General features: G+C 60.2%; 10 protein-coding genes. 2 read left to right on the plus strand and 8 right to left on the minus strand.

All coding sequences use genetic code 11. The annotated features are described in order from the left end of the window. The 5 genes from ASTEX_RS17840 to pelA form a co-directional block, all read right to left on the minus strand. Window positions 1-1,371, minus strand: coding sequence for an oligogalacturonate lyase family protein (locus tag ASTEX_RS17840; protein WP_013481035.1), 1,371 nt, complete (start codon window positions 1,369-1,371; stop codon window positions 1-3). Between the two features lie 11 nt (window positions 1,372-1,382). Next, window positions 1,383-3,632 carry a glycoside hydrolase family 88 protein gene (locus tag ASTEX_RS19565; protein ID WP_013481036.1) on the minus strand — a complete coding sequence of 750 codons (2,250 nt, stop codon included), beginning with the start codon at window positions 3,630-3,632 and terminating at the stop codon, window positions 1,383-1,385. An 81-nt stretch (window positions 3,633-3,713) separates the two neighbouring features. Then, the gene (locus ASTEX_RS17850) at window positions 3,714-7,022 is read right to left on the minus strand and encodes a TonB-dependent receptor (RefSeq protein WP_013481037.1); all 3,309 of its coding nucleotides are present in this window, start codon (window positions 7,020-7,022) and stop codon (window positions 3,714-3,716) included. Window positions 7,023-7,138: 116 nt separating this feature from the next. Beyond that, window positions 7,139-8,569, minus strand: a complete 1,431-nt coding sequence (locus tag ASTEX_RS17855) for a glycoside hydrolase family 28 protein (protein ID WP_013481038.1) — start codon at window positions 8,567-8,569, stop codon at window positions 7,139-7,141. A gap of 7 nt (window positions 8,570-8,576) precedes the next feature. Then, window positions 8,577-9,890 carry a pectate lyase gene (gene pelA / locus ASTEX_RS17860; RefSeq protein WP_013481039.1) on the minus strand — a complete coding sequence of 438 codons (1,314 nt, stop codon included), beginning with the start codon at window positions 9,888-9,890 and terminating at the stop codon, window positions 8,577-8,579. Window positions 9,891-10,266: 376 nt separating this feature from the next. Between pelA and ASTEX_RS17865 the strand changes: the two genes are divergently transcribed. Then, the gene (locus ASTEX_RS17865) at window positions 10,267-12,540 is read left to right on the plus strand and encodes a hypothetical protein (RefSeq protein WP_013481040.1); all 2,274 of its coding nucleotides are present in this window, start codon (window positions 10,267-10,269) and stop codon (window positions 12,538-12,540) included. 46 nt (window positions 12,541-12,586) lie between these two features. Here the strand turns inward: ASTEX_RS17865 and ASTEX_RS17870 are convergent, their stop codons facing one another. Both ASTEX_RS17870 and galB read right to left on the minus strand, forming a co-directional pair. Continuing rightward, complete coding sequence (locus tag ASTEX_RS17870; RefSeq protein ID WP_013481041.1) at window positions 12,587-13,060, minus strand: VOC family protein; 474 nt, start codon at window positions 13,058-13,060, stop codon at window positions 12,587-12,589. A gap of 620 nt (window positions 13,061-13,680) precedes the next feature. Further along, on the minus strand, window positions 13,681-16,392 hold the full coding sequence (galB, locus tag ASTEX_RS17875) for a beta-galactosidase GalB (RefSeq protein ID WP_013481042.1): 2,712 nt from the start codon (window positions 16,390-16,392) through the stop codon (window positions 13,681-13,683). Between galB and ASTEX_RS17880 the strand changes: the two genes are divergently transcribed. Beyond that, the gene (locus ASTEX_RS17880) at window positions 16,391-16,585 is read left to right on the plus strand and encodes a hypothetical protein (protein WP_041659719.1); all 195 of its coding nucleotides are present in this window, start codon (window positions 16,391-16,393) and stop codon (window positions 16,583-16,585) included. The two genes, galB and ASTEX_RS17880, sit on opposite strands and share 2 nt — an antisense overlap. Window positions 16,586-16,622: 37 nt before the next feature. Here the strand turns inward: ASTEX_RS17880 and ASTEX_RS17885 are convergent, their stop codons facing one another. Further along, window positions 16,623-19,481: a TonB-dependent receptor gene (locus tag ASTEX_RS17885; RefSeq protein ID WP_013481043.1), complete on the minus strand. Its 2,859-nt coding sequence runs from the start codon at window positions 19,479-19,481 to the stop codon at window positions 16,623-16,625. Between the last annotated feature and the right edge of the window lie 120 nt (window positions 19,482-19,601).

Consider the following 19,601-nt stretch of genomic DNA (forward strand, 5'->3'; position numbering starts at 1 on the left):
TCAGCCGGTCGCCCCCGGTCGGGCATCGACCGCGTAGACGTGGTTCGCCCCGTGCATGTTGGAGACGAAGACGAGCCATTTGCCATCCGGCGTGAAGCGCAGATTGGGCTCAAGCCGGTAGTCGTGCGCGCCCATATCGACCAGCCGCGTCGCCTTGAACTTTTCAATCGTGATCAGCTTTTCATCATAGGAAGGCAGGTCGGCATCAACGATGGTTTCGGCCTCCAGCAGTGAAATCCATTTGCCGTCCGGTGCGTGGGCCACCATATCGGCATCGCCACCGTCTGAGGCAAAGGTTTTATTGTCGGGCGCGATGTTGAAGTGCACGCCCCAGTCGTTTTGGTCCAGCCGCTTCCATACGCGCCTGCCGGTGGCGAGTTCCAGACCCGCCACCCAGAAGACCTGACCGCGCGGCGTTTGCAGGTCGTACCACAGCCATTTACCGTCATGGCTGAAGAATTCGTGACCCCAGATCTCCATGTTCATGCTGCGGGTGTGTACGCTTTTTAGTCCTGTGCCATCGGATTTGATCAGTTTAATCCGATCGACACGATGCCACGGTCCTTCCATGCAGAACCGGATCAGGGTCGGGTCGGTCGGCGAAAATTGTGCGTGGCCGATCCATTCCTCGGTTGTGAAAAGGACCCGGCGTGCCTGAGTTTTGAGGTCAATGGTGAACAGTTCTGCCGGCACGCGCGCCGCCCAGCGTTCCAGCATCCGTACCCCCTTGGCCTTGGCAAAGTTGAGCGGTTTGCCGTCCGGGCCCAAGGCGGCGTATTCGGCCTGTCCGAACTTGTCCACCGAAGCCTTGTCCCTCGGCTGCAAGGGTTTGGCCCCATAGGCGACCTGCCCCAGAAGCAGGGTGTCGTCGGCATTCGAGCAGGTGATGCGGCCGGCCGGTATGCGGGTTAGCTTGCGCACCTGTTTCGTGTCCACATGGATGGCGTAAAGCGTCTTGGGGCGGTCCTCGGCCTCACCTTCGCCGGAGTCTGTGACAGCATAGACGGCTTCGCGCGTGGTGCGCATCATGAACAGAAGATCGTTATCCTTGCCCTTGACGAGAAGACTGGTCTTCCAGTCGCTCAAGCGCACGGCGGCAATCCCCGACGGCGACTTCATGACCATTATGTCGCCTTGAGGCGTAAAGGCGTGGCGATAGAAGTAAAGGACGCCGGAGCCGTCTTCATCGGAGACGCGTATCACGCGACGGCCGGTCTTCGGGTCAGTAAAGGCGCGGGGAGCCTGGCCTGGTGGTGTCGTTGCGGGCACTGCCGCGGCTTGCGCCTGCGCGGTCTGACCCACGATCAGAGGCAGCAGGGCCGAGGCACCGCACAGGCCTTTCAACGTGGCGCGGCGGGTCGAATCCGTCATGGGGCTGCTCCTTACTGTACAGGTTTAAAGGTAAAGCTCTGAGTCCTGACAAAGACGTCCCACGCTTCACGTGACTTGAAATCAAGCCCCCCGTCCCAGGCTGATCCCATATAGTAGGTGAAGGGCTGCCCCGGTGTGACGCGCACGAGGATCAGATAGTTTTCAGCGTCTTCGACAAAGCCTTCGACCATGGCCGGATCAACGGCGATGGTGATGGCGATGTGTCCGTGATCGCCGACATCCGGCTCCCAGAAGCTTAAAATGCCCGCCTTGGCGTCCTTCGTCACCACGCCCGATCCGCCATCGCTCTTGCGCTTGTTAATGCCGATACCGACGATCAGAGGGTCTTTGGTATCCGAGCGTAGCGTAGAGGTCATCCGCGTGAAGTTTGAGCCCAGCGGCAGGGAGAAGGTGCGCGTTTCCCACACCTTACGCACCACATCGACGGGCCAGGGACGGTAATCGACGCTGAACTTTGCCTCATCCCCGCCGGTCTTGTCGATGCGGTAAGTCGAGAAGTTGCGCGAGGTCCACAGCTTGTTCTCGTACCAAATGCCAAGCCCTCCCGCACCGCGTCCGCGCCCGACATCGTAATAATCGAGGCCTTCGCCGCGGTCGGTGTGGTAGTTGGGGAACCTTAGCTGGCGGTCCATATAAGGGTAGCGCACACGCTTGGCCCACACGTCGATGCCAGAACCCGACGGGGCTTCGCGCACCTCCAGTGCCGGGCCATAGATGCGGTGTGCGACGCGGTCGTTTTCCCACAAAAGATCGTCGAACCGATCCGGCGCAAAGCGGGCAACTGCGCGCGGCGTCTGATCCGCCGGTGGCGTCAGCTTTTCGATGGGGGTCGGACGTTTCAGCGTCGTCGGATCGTACGCGAGGGCACGGGTCGCCTTCATTTCGGCCTCCCGGCGTGCCTTTTCGGCATCCCCGACCACGGTCACCGGCGCGATGGGCTGCGGCGTGGTGGCAAAGATGGCGTCGTCGCTATCACGGGGCAATGGCGCCTCGGGCAGGCTCTGCACCGGTTCATTGAGGCCCATCACCTCGATCCCCGCCAGAAGATAAGCACCGGTGGCGTAGGGGCCGACGTCGGTAGGTTTGGTCGGCACCGGCCGGTCGCCGGTCTTTTGCGCCGCGCCGATCAGGCCATTGGGCAGAACGTGCCGATTGAGCGCCGCCCAGCCCTTCGTCACTGCGGGCTGATAGGTGGCGCGGTCCAGAAGACCGTGATTGATACCCCATGCCAGTGCATAGACGAAGAAGGCGGAGCCGGAGGTTTCGGCTTCGGGATAGCCTTTCGGATCATTCAGGTCGCTGCGCCAAAGGCCGTCGGCCTGCTGCAATTCGATCAGGCGGCCGGCCATTTTTTTGAAGATATCGACATAGAATGCACGGCCTTCAAAGTCGGCGGGCAGGGCGTCCAGCACACGCACCAGCCCCCCCATTACCCAGCCATTGCCGCGAGCCCAGTAGATAGGTTGGCCACCGGTGCCCAGATGACTCTGGTCCTTAAACCGCTCGTCGCGCAGGAAGAGGCGGTCCTTTTCGACCCACAGACGCGCCGCGGTGCGCCGCCATTCCCTGTCCATGGCCTTCAGGTATTTCGGATCGCCGGTCAGGGCTGACTGTCGCGCCAGCACGGGCGGGGCCATAAATAGGGCATCGCTCCACCACCAGATCAGGGCTTCTGTTTCCTGTGCGCGGTTGAGATGCGGGACCATGTAATCGAGCCTCTGTTGCAGGGGCATGAGCACACCCGGCTGGCCCCGGCGCGCATAGAGTTCCTGATAAAGGTCGCCGATGGCCAGCTCGTCGGCATTGAGCATCAGGCGCTCGGCCCGCGCGCCGCGAAAGGCGTAATGATAGTGCTCCGCCGTGGCGGTCAGAAAACGCAGGGTGTCGGGATTGTCGCTGATCCGCGCCAATCGTCCCGCGCCAACATAGAAGGTGGCGGCCACCCAGTTGGAGGAAATTTCAGAGAGGTTGGACCCGGTCGAAAGCTGGATGGGGCGGCGGCTCATATCGGCGATCTGAGCGGCGGCGACGTATTCCAGCACGGGCAGGACCGCCTGACGGCTTGGCACCTGGTCGGGGGCAAAGGTCGTAGTGGGGCGGGGCGGCGGCGTTAGCCAGCGCGCTTCGATCCCGGCCACGGGGGTTGTCTGCGGCGCATCGGCGGCCACAACGGATGAGGCCAGAAGAGCGCACATGACCAGCGACAGGGTGGCGTGTTTCGGGCGCGGGTGCGGGGTCATGGGCAACGTTCTTAAAAAGGTCCGGCCCCGGTCAAAGGGGCCGGACTCAGTTACGGGCAAAGTTACGCGTACTGAAAGGGTTTAGAAGGTGGTGATGATGCCAAAGTAGTAGCGGCGACCGTAGTAGAGGGTATCGAAGACATAGGGCGTACCGCCACCGACATTGCGATACTCTTCGGGCGCATAGCGGGTGACCGTGTCGTCGAGCAGGTTCTTGCCTTCGGCAAACAGCTCCAGCTTCTTGTTGATCTTGTAGGACATGCGCGCATCCAGAGACTTCGAGCCGTTTTTGTAGATAGGCGTCACGGTCTTGAAGTAGCTGGTCGCGCCACCGTAGGGCTCCAGATTGATGCCAAGAGCCTGCTGGGTCGCTTCGTTTGGCACACGATTGGTGCCTTCACTGGCGTCCATACGATCGTAGTAGAAGTCGCGCTTCTGGTAGGCGACGCGGGCATTGAGCCGACCATCATCATACCAGAGGTTGACGTTATAGTAGAAATCCGACTGGAATCGGGGTGGCAGCGCTTTTCCCGTTATTGGATCGACCGCGGTGTTAGCAGCGTTTGACTCTGTCTTGGAGTAGTTGAAACCACCCCCTGTATACTTGAAATACCAGGGCAGGAAGGTGAAGGCCGTACGGGCTGACACCTCAAAACCGGTTTGCTTCAAGCCGCCGGGGCCGTCTTCGAATGTGTCTGCGATATACTTGGTGCCTTCCAGCTCGTATTCCGGCAGGGTAACGTTTTCGGGGCGCTGGGTCTTCACGTCGATGCTGTAGGAGGCCAGCGACACCTGCGTGTCCTTGTTGGGATACCATTCCAGAGACAAGTTAGAGGTGGTGGCTTCATAACCTTTCAGTTCCGGGTTGCCGATGCGGCCCGAACACCGTGTGGCGGTCGAAGCGGTGGGGTCTTCGGTGTCCGGATCGCCGTCGTCGAAATAGCCCGGATTGTTGGCGTAGAAGTTGAGGAGGGCCTGATCGAGCTTATAACAGTTGGCGGCGCTGGTACCGGTCAGCTGCGTCATACTGGGGCGTGCACGCTGCTTGGCAATCGAATAACGCAAAACCACCTGATCTTCGATCGGCCAGATGGCGAGATTGAAGCTTGGCAGGAAGTCTTCTGACTGACGATCAACCTGAGTGACGCGGCGTGAGACGAAGACGTCGGTATAGGGGGCCGGGTTGAGTGCCGAGACCTTGGTCGTGTCCAGCGTACGGTTATAGAAGTTAACCGACGGCGCAGCATGAACGTCTATCTTCTGATAGCGAAAGCCGAGATTACCCGTAACCTGCATACCAAACAGGCGCGCCTCAAAATCGCCCATCAGGTAGGCCGAGGTCGTGCCTTCTTCTGTCGAATAGCTGGGACGCGTGTAGGTCTTGCCGTCAGACGCGATACATTCGTACAGGCAGTTTAGGTTATGATGGCTGAGGTCGGCATATTGACCCAGCGTGCTGAAGAAGCTGTCGAAGTCGAACGCCGTCCACGAGTTGATCAGCGCACCACGGTCCGGCATCCCTTCAAAATAGTTGGCGCCCGGCATCTTGATGATGCTGTTTTGCAGCAGTTCGCGATACTGGGCCGGAGTCAGCATGTGTTCCTTTTCCAGACGATCCTGACTGGTCGGGCTGGTCACGAGGGTACGTGAGCCGTACTGACAGTTTGCGCCGCTGACGCTGGGGTCACATAGACGAATATAGTCGAGGCTTCGGGCTCGCGACAGTGTGACGCCCGGTGCGATGTTAAAGCCGCCTTCGCGCCAGGTCTTGTTTTCGCGTGCTGTGTGCGACAGTCCGAACTTGACGGTCTTCAGAGGGCCGAAATGGTCGAAGAAGCGCGTGACATCCAGCTGAACGTTCAACTCGTTATTCTTGTCGGCCTGCGGCGTGTATTCCAGACGCGCGGTCGTCGTCGGGTTCTGGAACACGCCGGGACGCGGCGTGGCCCCGGCATTGTCCGGTGAGGTGGGATAGAAGACTGCCGGGCTGGTCAGATCGACATTTGGTACGTCAAATGTCCACAGACCGTTTTCCGGGATCATGTAAAAACGGGCCGAAGGGATGGAGGCGATGATCTTGAACGCATCATCTTCGCGCTCCCCCTTGGCAGACCCATACTGGATGCGGCCCTTGGCGATCCACTGATCCTTTTTGTAGTCGAGTCCGATCTGGGTGTAGTGCTGCTCATTCGTGCGCTGAATATCGCGGATCTGGCTGTCATAGTTCAGCGTGGTGACGCCATTGCCCCGGATCAGATCGTACTGGGTGATGTAGTGGTTCGCGTTGACCACGACATTGCGCATGTTGGTGCTCAGCACGCCGGCCGTGGAGGTCGAGCCCGACGGGGCGATGATTTGCAGGTTATAGGCCTGGAAATCCTGTTTACGGATATTGGGGTTGTAGGAGATGAAGCCGGTCAGGCTGTCGCTGAAGCGATAGTCGGCGCGCAGCTGGAAGGAGGTGCGCGTATCGCGGCGATTTTCGCGACGCATGCGCGGCAGGGACGGTGCATAGTCTTCCCATTGCGCATAGCAGTTCAGACGGCTGTTAATGCCGGTCGTTGGCAGGGCCGCGCAACCGGCCTTGGTCGTGACGGCGGCGGCCACCTTGTCATAGGGGGTGGTGAAGGTTTTTTCCGGCGAGTTGTCGTGATCACCAAACGGCTGATAGCCGACCTGTTTGTCCGATACGCTGTTAAAATCGGTTGAGGTGCGGGCGTCGTCATAGGTGAAGTTGAACAGGATGCCCAGACGGTTGTCGAGGAACTTGCGCGTCAGGATGAGGTTGGCGCGCGGCGACCAGTTGCCGTCCAGCGTGTTGCGCTGGTACTGCAGGTTAAACTTGTACAGCGGCTTGGCGAAGTCGAGGCCGCCGCGCTGTTCGATCTTCACCGTGCCGCCGACGCCGCCGGGGCGCATATCGGCGGTTTGGCCCTTGATGACGTCCACGCTCTTGATCAGGTCAGACGACATGTCGTTGAGTGCCGTGACCGAACGTCCATTCTGGGAGTCGGTTGGCAACATAGACATACCGTCCACCTCAATACGAACGAGGTCATCGCCCTGACCGCGGATCGTGAAGCCCCCCTGGTCGCCTGAGTCTGTAATGTTCAACGCGACACCGGCGATGCGTGCAATGGCTTCACCAACATTCTTGTCCGGGAAGTTACCGACGTCATCGGCAACGATGGAGTCCTGCGCTGTCGCGGCTTTTTTCTTGCGATTGATAGCCGATTGCTCTGCGCGGCGCGCGCCCACAACGATCACTTCCTGAACGTCGTCGGCCTTGGCGGCCGGTTGCGCCGGTGCGTTTTGCGCCAGTGCCGCGCTGGCGCTACAGAGCGCCACCAGAGAGGCGCTGAACATGAGGGCGGTGTTTCTGAGTTTCATGGTCTAAATCCCTTCCCATTTGTGGTGTCCCCGGATTGGCTTCCGGGTCGTTTTGTTGATCTTGAGTTGAGCCACCGGTGTCATAGGGTGGTGGCGGTGATGAATGGGTGCCTCCCTTACGGCAGGCCGGTGAGCGTTTCGGCGTTCTCCAACTGAAGCGGTGCGCCTGTGCGGCTGACGAGGCGGCTGCGGACAAAGCGGACGTTTCGGGCATGACGGATCGAACCCAACTGATCGGCTTCGAGGGTCACATCCTCGATCTGGATGTTGCTGAGAGGTACGTCGGCATAGGCTTCCAGATCGACGGCGGTCTTCAAGCCTTTGGCGGTGACGCGCCGGATGCGAATGTTATGCACCTGAGGCAAACCCTTGCTGCGTGGCACGGGCGCCGTCAGAGTCGCCCAGTAAGCCGGATACGCGGTGAGACCTTCAGGAATCTTCGCGTAGCTGTAGGCCGGGAACCAGTTGAGATTGATGCGTATGCCCGTTTCAGCCTGAGCGACGTCGATGTCGCTGATGTCAATGTCCGAAGCTCCACCGCCGCGCGTTGCGGCTGATTTGAACAGAATACCGTAGCGGACAGGTCCGATGACCCTAAGGTCGTGAACACGCACGTTGCGGATACCGCCAGACGTTTCTGACCCGAAGGTCACTCCGGCATAAGCCGCGCGAATCGTCGAATTGCGAATGACGACATTTTCCGTAGGACGGTTGACGCGCAGACCATCGGCATCCCGTCCGGCTTTCAGGCACAGGGCGTCGTCATTGGCGTCAATATCAGCGTGCTCCACCAGAATTGTGTGCGAAGAGTCGATGTCCACACCATCGGTAGAAGGGCCTTTTCCGTCGATATTATTGCGCACAGTGATGCCAGAGACCTTCACATCGTGCGAATAGACGATCTGCACGGTCCAGAAACCGGAACGCGCTAGTTGCAAAGGCTCAGCCATTGGCCCGTTGCCCAGTTCGATGCGGCTGGAGTTATAAATCTGGATCAGGCGTGGGCGTTGAGCGTCGTAGTCCGCCGCCCAGCGCAGCCCGCGCGCTTCATAATCGGCACGGATCGACTGAAAGCGGTCCCAGAAGACCTTTCCGTTACCATCGATCTTTCCTTCACCGTAGATGCGCACATCGGTTTGGTCATAAACATTCAGAAGAGCGGAGGGCCAGGGCAGCTCAATGCCGGCAATGCGGGTCTGCATAACCGGATAGCTCTCGATCGTTTGCTCCCCCACGAGCGTTACGCCCTTGTCCAGACGCAGCGCCATGCCCGACTTCAGGAACAGTGAACCGGTCAGATAGGTCCCCGGCGCCAGAACAAGCGTGGCATTTTGTGCGGCTGCGGCTTCGATGGCACGTTGTAGGGCCGCCGTATTGCGCGTCACGCCGTCACCCCTCGCACCAAAATCCTCGGCACGCACAGTCGCCGTACTGAGGGTGCCGGGCGCAGCTATGGAAATCTCCCGGTCTTCCTCCGCACGCGCCGCCTTCCCGGTCATCAGACCGGTTGCCAGCAGCAGGTGGAGGGAATGGCGGCGCGATAGCATAAATACCCTATTTCGCGTGCGTTTTGAGCCAGTCGGCATAGGCGTCTATGGCCTTTTTCGGCCCTGACCCGTACCAGGAATAGCCATTGCGGCGGCCTTTGGAGATAGTGTTCACATCGTCCTGAATCGACTTGTCCCAGTCGCCGAAGATCGGCTTGCCGGTCTGGATGTCATAGTTGCGCGACCAGATCGGCCCCGCCCCCGGCTTGTCGATCAGCTTTCGGCCTTCCGCCTTGCTGACCTCGGTAAAGGCTTTGTCATAGATGGCATGACCTTTCAGCCATTCGACGCCGGCATGGATGGCGACGCGCACCTCTGCGGACGGTTTGGATTGACGCATCAGGAACAGAAGCACATCCGTGCTTTCAGCGCTGGCCAGAGAACGCATCTCGTAATTGCGTGCCGAAATGGGGGCGAGCGTCAGAGCATCGACCTGCTGCGGCCAGATGGTTTTTTTGCCATTCACTACGACCTGAGCGTCCAGAATGGGGCGCAACGCGCGCGCGGCGGCCTCACCGGCCTTGCGGCGCAGATCGGCGGGCACAAAAGCAAAATCCGGCTTCCCCTCGGAGATATCGGTCAAAAGCAGGGCGGCTTGCGCCACCGCATCGTCATTGAAGGTGATACCGTCGTGGAAACCGCCTTCCAGCGGATAGTTCTGCGGCCAGCCCCCATTGGGGTATTGCGCCATAAGCAGGTAGTTGATGCCCTTCAGGATGCTGGCGCGGTAGGCGTCGCCCTCTTGTCCGGTGGCTTGCGCCTGCACGCGGCCTAAGAAGCGCATCTCGGTCCAGGTCGCGCCATTGTCCAGCGTGCCGACAAACGTCCAGAAACGGTCGTGCGGGGCATCAAAACTGCCTGTATTTAGCTCCATCGTCTCGGCATTATTGCCAAAGCGCTGACCGCGCAGACGTGGCGGTTTGGTGCGGTCTTGATTCTTGCTCCAGCCCCCCGACGGGGTCTGGAAGCTGACGATGGTGTCGGCGATGGCGCGCGCTTCGGCAGTGGCGTACCAGGCGGCGTCTTTATTCAACGCCATCTTGCCGCTGCCGGCGACGGGCGGCGGGGGCGGAGTTTCGCCCGGCTGAAGCTCTGCGGCCAGCGCCGCCTTATCGTAGGCCATCTGCTTTTGCGAGCGCGCAATATAGTCGGCCCACGCGGCGCGTTGCGTCGCGGGCAACTCGCCCAGACGGTTCAAACTTACCTCAGGTGCCGGCGTATTGGTGCCGATCACCGCCGCCCCGACCATCTGCGGCCCGGCGGCAATAGACACGGCAAGGCTCGTGGCGGAAATCAGGCCCACCCATCTCGCTGACGGCATTTTCGTCCCTTTTATCGGAATGTATTTTTCAAAATAGATACTCGAAGCGTGAGGGGGTGTAAACGAAAATGCTCAATTTCGACACATTTTTTGAAATCTCTTTCATTTGCGAAATATTGCAACGCAGCAGGGCAATTGCATGAAAAAATGTGTGGCTTTCAGGCCATTTTCTGATTGAATGTGCGTAATTGTGAAGAAATGGCCGCGGTCCATATGATTGCTATCGTGGGATGCCGGTATTATGAACAGGGTAAAATTCACGCCGGACACATTTGCTGCCTCTCCCCGGTGCGGATAAAGCCGCTCTCTGGTGATACAAGATTACAAATAAAGAGACTGCGGATATCGCTGCCCACCCCTTATAGGAAGACCGTCCATGCCGATTTCGCTTTCCCGTCGTCATCTGCTGCTCACGGCGGCGGCCACAGGTGTCTCGGCTGCCTTACCCGCCGTGTCGGCTGAGACGACGCCCATCGACCGTGAGGCTGTGGTTCGCCGCCACAATCCGACCCTGACCGCAGTCGATCCGCACGCGCCGCTGATGTTGGGCAACGGGAATATCGGCTTTACGGCGGACATTACCGGGCTTCAGACGTTTTCAGAGCCCTATTCGAAAATCGCACCGCTTCTGACCGAGGCGCAATGGGCCTGGCATAGTTTTCCCAATCCGCAGGGCTATACGGTACGCGATACGCAGATCGAGATCGACGTGCGCGGGCAAAAGCGTCGTTATGGCTATATCAAAGACTGGGCCGAGGCCGCCAAAAACCCCGCCGTGGCGTGGATTCGCGAAAACCCACATCGCTTCTCGCTGGGACGGCTGTCGCTGGATTTACGGTCGGAAGATGGGACGCCAGCGCGCTTTGCCGACATCAAGGACACGCGGCAGACGCTCGACCTGTGGACCGGCACGCTGACCAGCCGCTTTGTCTATGATGACGAGGCTGTGATGGTCGTGACGCGCATCCCGCCCGATAGCGACACGATCATAGCTGAGGTCACCTCGGCTCTGGTGGCGCAGGGTCGGCTGGGCGTCGTCCTGCGTTTTCCCGGCGTGTCGAAGACGCTTAATCCTGATCCATCGGATTGGTACAATCCGGCCGCCCACACCACGACCGAGGTGTCGCGCAGGGCCGGTGAAGTTCGCGTAAGGCGCCAGATCGACTCCACCACCTATCACGCCGCCATCGTCGCCCCGGGGAGCGTTATCGAGGCCAATGCGCCACACAGCTATCGGGTCGGTGCGACAACCCCAACCCTGACGGTCATGGCGTCCTTTTCGCCCGATCCGATTGGCGCCCTGTCACAGCCCGATGCGGCCAAGGCGGCGACCGAAACGCACTGGATCGACTACTGGTCGCAGGGCGGAATGGTCGATTTCAGCGGTTCGACGGATCCGCGCGCGCCGGAGTTGGAACGCCGGGTCATCCTGTCGCAATATCTGATGGCGGTGAATGCGACCGGGGCCTTCCCGCCGCAGGAAGAGGGGCTGTTTTCGAATAGCTGGAACGGCAAGTCTCACCTTGAGATGCACCCCTGGCATTCGGCGCACTTCGCCCTGTGGGGCCGGCCGCACCTGCTGGAAAAGAGCCTGGGTTGGTATGTGACCTTCCTGCCCAAGGCGAAGGCCCGAGCTGCCGAACAGGGGCTGAAAGGCGCGTGGTGGCCCAAGATGATCGGGCCGGACGGCGTCGATAGCCCGTCCAAGGTTTCACCCTTCATCATGTGGCAGCAACCGCATCCCATCTATATGTGCGAACTTTTGTATCGGGCCGGCGACAGTGTGCGCATCATCAAGACCTACGGTGAACTGGTCGAGCAAAGTGCCGACCTCCTGGCCTCTTTCCCCTATCTAGAGGAACAGACGGGCAAGTACCGGCTGGGGCCGCCGATCATCCCGGTGCAGGAAAATTTCGACCCGCTGACGACCTATGACCCGGCCTTTGAGGTGGCCTATTATCGCTGGGGTATCGAGACGGCACAGGCGTGGCGCGAGAGGTCGGGCAAGGTGCGCCGCGCCGACTGGGACGCGGTGCTGGCCAAATGGCCAGACCTGCCGCAAAAGGATGGCCTCTATCTGCCCGTGCGCTCCGAACCCGGCTTCTGGGACAAGGCGGCGGGAGCGTGTAAGTCAGACGCGATTGATGAAACCTGCCAGAACCGCGACCATCCGTCCTTCCTGATGCCGCTGGGCTGGCTGCCGGGACGGGACGTAGATAAGCTCACTATGCGCCATACGTTGGACCGCATGAACCGCGACTGGGACCTGCGGCAAACCTGGGGCTGGGACTATGCCATGATCGCTCTGACTGCCGCGCGGCTGAAATCCCCGGAAGAGGCCATCGACTGGCTGTTTTTCGACGCCAAAAACAATCATTATGGCCAAAGCGGTATGACGCCGCGCGTACATCTCGATGCCCACGCCGCGGCCTTTGTGCCGACCGCAACGGGCGCCGGGGCGCAGGTCGATGCCGGGCCCGACGGGCCGGGCTATCTGCGCGCGGCGGAGACCTATTTCCCTTCGAACGGTAGCCTGCTTTTGGCCGTCGCCCTGATGGCCGGTGGCTGGGACGGGGAGGCCGGGACCGCCCCCGGCTTTCCAACAAACGGCTGGCGCGTGCGGGTTGAAGGCATCCATCCGTCGCTGTGAGCCCCTATTGCCAGAGTGGGCCATTCATAGCTACTTTTGGCTATTTTCAGCCCCTCGCTGCCGCTTCGATGGCCGCCACGTCGATCTTTCCCATGGTCATCATGACTTGAAAGACGCGCTCCGCCACCGCGCCCCCTTGTTTCATGGCGTCGCTTAAGGCGCGCGGTGTGATCTGCCACGACAGGCCCCAGCGGTCCTTGCACCAGCCACACGCGCTCTCTTTGCCGCCATTGCCAACGATGGCGTCCCAGTAGCGGTCGGTTTCGGCCTGATCTTCGGTGGCGATCTGGAACGAAAAAGCTTCGGTTTGCTGGAAGGCGTCGCCACCGTTCAGCCCCAGACAGGGAATGCCGCACACAGTGAATTCTACAGTCAGCACCTGACCCGCCTTGCCACCGGGGAAGTCGGTCGGCGCCTTATGCACGGCGGTCACCTCGCTATCCGGGAAGACGCTGGCGTAAAAGCGCGCGGCCTCTTCGGCCTCGCGCGCGTACCACAGGCAGATCGTGTTCTTGGGCATGACATTCCTCCGTTGTGTTGTGTCTTTACAGGGAAAGCAACGGCCTTGGCACAGCGGAGGGGGCGTCGGGCGTTCGTCTTGCGCCGCCCTAAACGTCGGTTCGATCTTAATCCCCAAAGCGCTGAGTGTCTATATGATCTGCCTTACCGGCCGGCGCGGCACAGCCAGACTCTAAACTCAAAGCCTGAGACAAACTGGACACGGCGTACCGGTTTCATGGGTGGTTTCACTCACTAAATCGGCTCTCGGCGAAATTTACGATTGAAATTTACAAATTGTAGTACTATTGCCATTATTAAACCAAATTGAAATAATAATCACTGGACAAGCTGTATATGTCGGGGAGATGATGGTCACAAGTTTGGCCGATTGATCCTGACGTGTCAGAGGCTTTGATCCCTTTCGGCCGGTCCCACGCGGAATGGCCCCCTAGCTCCGACGCCCCTTAAGGCCTGCTACGGTCCGGGGCGTATAGCGAGTACGTGGTCGTGTGTTTGATCACGTAGTTTACCCGGTTCTCGGTCTTGAGAATTCATAAGACTGGGTTCGGTTTTATTTCTCTCTCAGATCTTGCCCACTGTCGCACGACAGTGGGTTTTTTTTGAGTGAGACTCTCTGACTTAATGCGTTGCCAGGGTGATCTGAGCGCCCGTCAAGCCTGAGGCCTGCGCGCGCAAGGTCAGGCGCCCCTTTTGGCCAGGCTTTGCGCGCACAATGGCCAGAGCCAATCCGTTGAAGGCTTTGCGCCTTGGCGAAGGGAAGGCCGTAAAATCGGTCGGATCGCCATTGTCGGTGGCAACGATCTCGCCCGGTCCCTCCAGCGTGAAGGTCACCGTATCCCTGGCGAACGGTACGGTCTCGCCCTTGTCATCGACAATGCGCAGGGTGACAAAGCTCAGGTCGTTGCCATCGGCGTCAATGACGCTGCGGTCGGCCTCCAGCGCCAGCGCGTGCGCTGTCCCCGTGGTCTGGCGGCGCGCTTCGGCCCACGGCTTGCCGTCCTTATAGACGACGGCGCGGATTTCGCCGGGTTCGTAGATGACGTAGTCCCAGCGCAGCCGATATTCGAACGGACGCTTCTTGATCCGCCCCTGCGACTTGCCATTGATGAACAGCTCGGCCTCATCGCCGTTAGTGAACAGGTGCACCGGCGTCACCTCGCCCTCACGGCCATTTTGAGTGTTACTAGCCCAGTTCCAGTGCGGCAGCAGGTGCGCCACCGGCACCTCGGGACGCCAGCGCGACTGATAAAGCCAGAAGCGGTCTTTCTTAAAACCAGCCAGATCAATAATGCCAAAATAGGAACTGCGTGCCTCGTAATAGGGCGTGGGCTCGCCCAGATAATCCCAGCCGGTCCACACGAACTCACCTGCCACATAGGGGTTCTGATCCTGCGCCGCCCAGTTGCGGTCGGCGGAGGAACCGAAGTCGGCGGCAAACAGTTCGTAGGCGCTGACCTGCCGGGTTTTGGGGTCGCCGCCGACGCCGGGGCGAACCGGCGCGCTGTTGGTGCCGGGCACCGGAAACTGATACTCACCGCGGCTTGACAGGGCTGCCGCGCTTTCACTGTGAAAGATGATCTTGTTGGGGAATTTGGCACGGAAGGCTGGGAATTTGCTGGGCAGGCTGCGGATGCCCGCTCCCTGATAATTGAGGCTGATCACGTCCATTTCGGCCGGAAGCGGCATATCGGCCTGCGCCCAGTTCATTGCATTGGTGACCGGACGGGTCGTGTCTTCCTCGCGCAGGATGGTTACCAGCCGGCGGGCAATCCGTGCCCCCGCCTCGCCGGAATACTGCTCGCCCACCTCATTGCCGACGCTCCAGATGACGATCGAGGGGTGATTGCGGTCGCGCCTCAGCATGGAGCGCAGATCGGCCTCGTGCCAGTCGGGAAAGATCAGGTGGAAGTCGAGTGGGGTCTTGCGCTTTTCCCAGCAGTCGAACACCTCATCCAGCACCAGAATTCCCATGCGGTCGCACAGGTCCAGCAGTTCAGGGGCAGGCGGGTTGTGGCTCATGCGCAGGGCATTGCAACCCATTTCCATAAGCATTTCCAGTTGCCGCTCAGCGGCCCGCACATTGAACGCCGCCCCCAGTGCGCCGAGGTCATGGTGGTTGTTGACGCCTTGGAGCGGCACAAAGTGGTCATTTACATAGAGGCCTTTGTCCGCATCAAAGCGCAGGCTGCGGATGCCGAAGGGAGTCTCATAGCGGTCGATCTGACGACCGCCCTGCATCAGGCTCGTCACCGCGACATAGCGGTTGGGCGACTGCGCCGGTGGCGGTCCCCAAAGGCGGGGTTGTAATACGGTGGCCGAGGCTTTGATTACGCGGCTGGATTTGGCCGCCAACTGCACAGATTGACGCGCGGTTTCACTGACGGCGCGGCCGCTGGACTGACCCTTTGCGTCCATCGCGTAGAGGCGCGTGACAATCGTGATAGCGGCCGGTTCGGTGCCGTCATTATCGATGCGAGTGACGATGTCGACTGTGGCCTCGTCCTGAGAGATGTGCGGCGTGGTGATCTGCGTGCCCCAGTGGGCCACGTGCACCCTGTCGGTCTTGACCAGCCAGACATTGCGGTAAAGCCCCGCCCCCGGATACCAGCGCGCTGACTCTGGCGGGTTGTCGAGGCGGATGACGATGTGGTTGGCACCGCCGTAGGTCAGGTGCGGCGTCAGGTCGAGGCGGAAGGAATTGTAGCCGTAGGGCCAGCCACCGACTAGGCGCTCATTGCACCAGATGGTGGCATAGGACATGGCCCCGTCGATATCCAGGAACAGGCACCGGCCTTTATCTGAGGCTGGTATGTCGAGCCTACGGCGATACCAGGCCGCCCCCCAGGTCTTAAGCCGGCCCATGCCGCCGTAGGGACCTGTTTCCAGAAACGGCCCCTTGATGGCCCAGTCGTGGGGCAGGGCGACCGTCTCCCAGCCGGAATCGTCGAATGTGGATTTGACCCAACTGACCTGCGCCCCCGGATGACCTTCCGGCCGGACGTGGCGTTTATCAGAGTCAAAGATAAAGGGATTGGCGGTGGGCAGTATCCATGGTTTCAGCACAGGCCGCGTGGCGCTCACCTGCGTCGCATCGACGGGGCGCGCGTCCGCCTCCTTACCGTCTTCGCTCTTTTTGATGTCCGGGCGGATGTCGTAATCGAGCGCCCCATCAAGGCCCTCCGGATCGCCCAACCGAAAACGCCAGTTGTCATTGAGTGACAGGCGTTCACGTCCGTTTCGGACGCGGGCAACTGCGCCCTTTGGCCAGAGACTGGCGGCGGTGGCCGTTGTCAGCAAGGCACGGCGGGTCGCTTTAAGGGCAGAGGTCATGCGCTATTTCCAAAGAGAGTGTGACACCACTTGCTTACAGGTGACGATTCCAGAGCAGGATGATGTCAAGGGGAAGCATCACCCCGCACCAGGTTTTTTTGTCGCAATGTTTTTGCGAAAAGCCGCTCACTCTTTTGCGCACATTGCTTTATCGGTTTCAGCCATTCCGGAAAAAAAGGCGGACAGGCCGTGAAAAAGCCTGTCCGCTTAGGGGAGTTCCGGAAGTTAAATCAGAACTTGCTGCGCCAGCCGAAGTGATAGGTGGCACCGGGGTTGAAGTGGCTATATGCCGCGTTGGCGTAACCAAAATTGGTACGGAACGGCTCATTGGTGATGTTGGTGGCTTCGAAGGTCAGTTGCCCTTTCTGGCCGAACCAGTTGGCATTGTAGCTGGCCGACAGATCGACCTGACCGCGATCAGTGGCGATCAGCGGCAGCATCAGGCCGTTTTGCGGTGCCCCGGCGGCGATGCGCTCGTCAAACCACACATAGCTGGCGCGTACCGAGAACAGGTCGTTTTCGTAGTAGGCCGTCGCGTTGACCGTCTGCGGCGACAGCTGCGCCGAAGCGCCGTCGTTTTCGTCGTCCAGATGCGTGTAGTTGGCGCTGAAACCCAGACCATCAACGATGAAGTCCAGCGGTTGCACCCAGCCCAGTTCGATGCCGGTTAGATTGATGGTGTTTACATTGACCGGCTGGTTGACGAAAACGTCAGCGGTGGCAGGGCCGCCGCGGTCATTGATCGCCTGTTGCTGCTGGGCCGTCAGGGACGAGAAGTCGATGCCGAGATCGGTAAATTTGCGCGTTGATTGCTTTACGACGGTGTAGCCGTTGACCGTCTTCTTGAACACCGCCACGCTGACATAACCGAGGCCGCCGGTATAGTATTCCGCTCCGAAGTCGAGGTTTTCCGAATAGTAGGGTTGCAGCGACGGGTTACCGGCCGAGGCCGTTTGCGCCGACGGATCAGAGAAGCTGAGGCCGGGCAGCAGGTTGTTCGGGTTGGCGCGCGTCAGGGTCTTGGAGGCGGCGGCACGCAGTTGCAGCTTGTCCGTCACCATGGTGGTGACGTTGAGCGACGGCAGGTTGGCGCTGTAGTTTGTCTCCATCGTCACAAACCGGCGCACACCGTTGATGGTCACCGGGCCGGTCACGGTCTGATCCGTCACGGCGCGACGCACCCCGGCATTGACCTTGAATACCAGATCACCGACCGGAATCTGGGTGTTGTATTCGATATATAAGCCCTTGTTCTTTTCATTGATGACACCCGACGGTGTGCCTAGAGCCGAGCTGTTGGCGAACGGCGCCCCATTATTGAACGCGGCGTAGTTGGTGGCGGCCTTCAGCTTGTTGAGATCGGGCAGGATGTACTGCGTAAAGCCCGGCGTCCCGTCGAGGATGTGCGTGAAGTCCGACGCGGGGCCGACGCCCAGATAGCTGGCGATCGCGCTTTGTGGCACGGCGGCAAAAGCGGCGGTCTGGTAGTTGGCTGAGTTGTCGAAGGCGGTGATCTTGCGATCGGCTTCGTCATAGGCGGCGCCGAACTTCAGCGACGACCCGCCCTCGAAGTCATAGGTCATGTCCGCGTGGGCACCGGCCGTATAGGTCGAACGCTTGACGTTCTGGATATTCACACGGTTCCAGGTCCAGCCGAGGCTGGGGTCGGCGATATTCTTGTTCGGTTTGATCGTCGGGATGATACCGTCATTGGTGTACTGGATCGTGAGCCCGGAATTAAAAGGCGTATTGAACAGGAAGCTGGGGGCCTCACGGAAGAAGACCGAGTGGGTATAGTTGGCCGCGGCGTCCAGGCGCAGCTTTGGCGTGATCTGCCAGCTCAGGCTGGGGTTGACGTTGACGAAATCGAGGCGCTCGTCAAACTTGCGCGCTTCGACGAACATAGCCGAGTTGGCGAAGGTACCGGAGGTGACCACGTTATTGGCATCAACCTTCAGGTTGATCGGCACCATGCCGCCCGTGGCCGCCGTCGAAGAGTTACGCACAAACCAGTTGAAACTCGACCGGTCGTAGTCCCCCTTGGCCGACGCCGCCATGATGTCGAGCGCAAAGCGAAGGTCGTCCGTGGGGCGGTATTCGACAGCGGTGATCAGGGTGAGGCGATCGCGATGACCATCGACGTAGTTGAGACGGCCCAGACGCGGAATCATGGCGTTGGTGAGCTGATTGGCCGTCAGTCCGGGATTGAGCGCCAGAAGCGCGTTCAGGTCGAGCGTGGCGCCGGTCGTCAGACCGTTCCCGGCATTGGCGGGCACGACGGTGGCGAAGCTGAAATTGTTGCCCTGCGCGTTGCTGCACGCCGTGTCGGTCGTCGGGCAGGCGAGGTTGGCATTGCTCCAGCCCACCGAGTCAAACCCGTCCGAGCGGGTGCGCTGGCGCGAACCGGCCAGACCGACCAGTACGCCCCACTTGTCCCAGGTCTTTGAGAAGGTGACGGCCCCGCGCGGCGAGAAATCACCGGAGGCTTCTCCATAGGAGGCCGAAGCCGAAACGGTCAGGTGCTGTCCCTTGTTGTCGAAGGGGCGGGCGTTTTGCAGATTGACCAGCGACATGCCGCCTTCCAGCTGGCTGGCGGTCGGCGTCTTGGAGACGGTCAGACGGGTGAACAGTTCCGACGGGAAGAGGTCAAGGTCAACTTCACGGTTGGAGGCGCCGCCGTCGATGCCGCCATCAGAGGCCACGGCCACACCGGCATTGTTCAGGACGATCTTGGTGAAGCTAGGCCCAAGGCCGCGCACGTTCACCTGCGTGCCTTCGCCGGTATAGCCGTTACGCGAAATCTGCACGCCGGGTACGCGTTGCAGCGATTCCGCCAGGTTGAGGTCCGGGAACTTGCCGATGTCCTGGGCAAAGATCGAATCTGAGAAGTTGACCGAGTTGCGTTTTGCGCGGGTCGCGTCCTGAAGGCTCTTGCGATAGCCGGTGATCACTACTTCGGTGACATCGGCGCTGGCCGACGTGGCAGTGCTTTGGGCCTGCGCCACGCCGTAGCCGAAACCGGCCAGAATGGTGGCAGACATCAGGGCAAGGCGGGTCGCGCGCATCACGCGCGGATTATGACGGACCATGGGTTCCTCCTGTTGTACATTGTGACGGTTTTGCAGGCCGCAGGCCGGTCCGTCTTCTTATGGTAACGCTCACATTCATACAGGGGTCAGATTTATCGTGTCAATTAGGTCAGTCCAATA

This window comes from Asticcacaulis excentricus CB 48 (genome assembly GCF_000175215.2).
Taxonomy (GTDB): domain Bacteria; phylum Pseudomonadota; class Alphaproteobacteria; order Caulobacterales; family Caulobacteraceae; genus Asticcacaulis; species Asticcacaulis excentricus.

Bases quoted from the DNA above. Each gene is read 5' to 3' on its own strand.
- galB (WP_013481042.1), bottom strand. From the start codon at position 16,392: ATGACCTCTGCCCTTAAAGCGACCCGCCGTGCCTTGCTGACAACGGCC.
- pelA (WP_013481039.1), bottom strand. From the start codon at position 9,890: ATGCCGTCAGCGAGATGGGTGGGCCTGATTTCCGCCACGAGCCTTGCC.
- ASTEX_RS17840 (WP_013481035.1), bottom strand. From the start codon at position 1,371: ATGACGGATTCGACCCGCCGCGCCACGTTGAAAGGCCTGTGCGGTGCC.
- ASTEX_RS17850 (WP_013481037.1), bottom strand. From the start codon at position 7,022: ATGAAACTCAGAAACACCGCCCTCATGTTCAGCGCCTCTCTGGTGGCG.
- ASTEX_RS17885 (WP_013481043.1), bottom strand. From the start codon at position 19,481: ATGGTCCGTCATAATCCGCGCGTGATGCGCGCGACCCGCCTTGCCCTG.
- ASTEX_RS17880 (WP_041659719.1), top strand. From the start codon at position 16,391: ATGCGCTATTTCCAAAGAGAGTGTGACACCACTTGCTTACAGGTGACG.
- ASTEX_RS17865 (WP_013481040.1), top strand. From the start codon at position 10,267: ATGCCGATTTCGCTTTCCCGTCGTCATCTGCTGCTCACGGCGGCGGCC.
- ASTEX_RS19565 (WP_013481036.1), bottom strand. From the start codon at position 3,632: ATGACCCCGCACCCGCGCCCGAAACACGCCACCCTGTCGCTGGTCATG.
- ASTEX_RS17855 (WP_013481038.1), bottom strand. From the start codon at position 8,569: ATGCTATCGCGCCGCCATTCCCTCCACCTGCTGCTGGCAACCGGTCTG.
- ASTEX_RS17870 (WP_013481041.1), bottom strand. From the start codon at position 13,060: ATGCCCAAGAACACGATCTGCCTGTGGTACGCGCGCGAGGCCGAAGAG.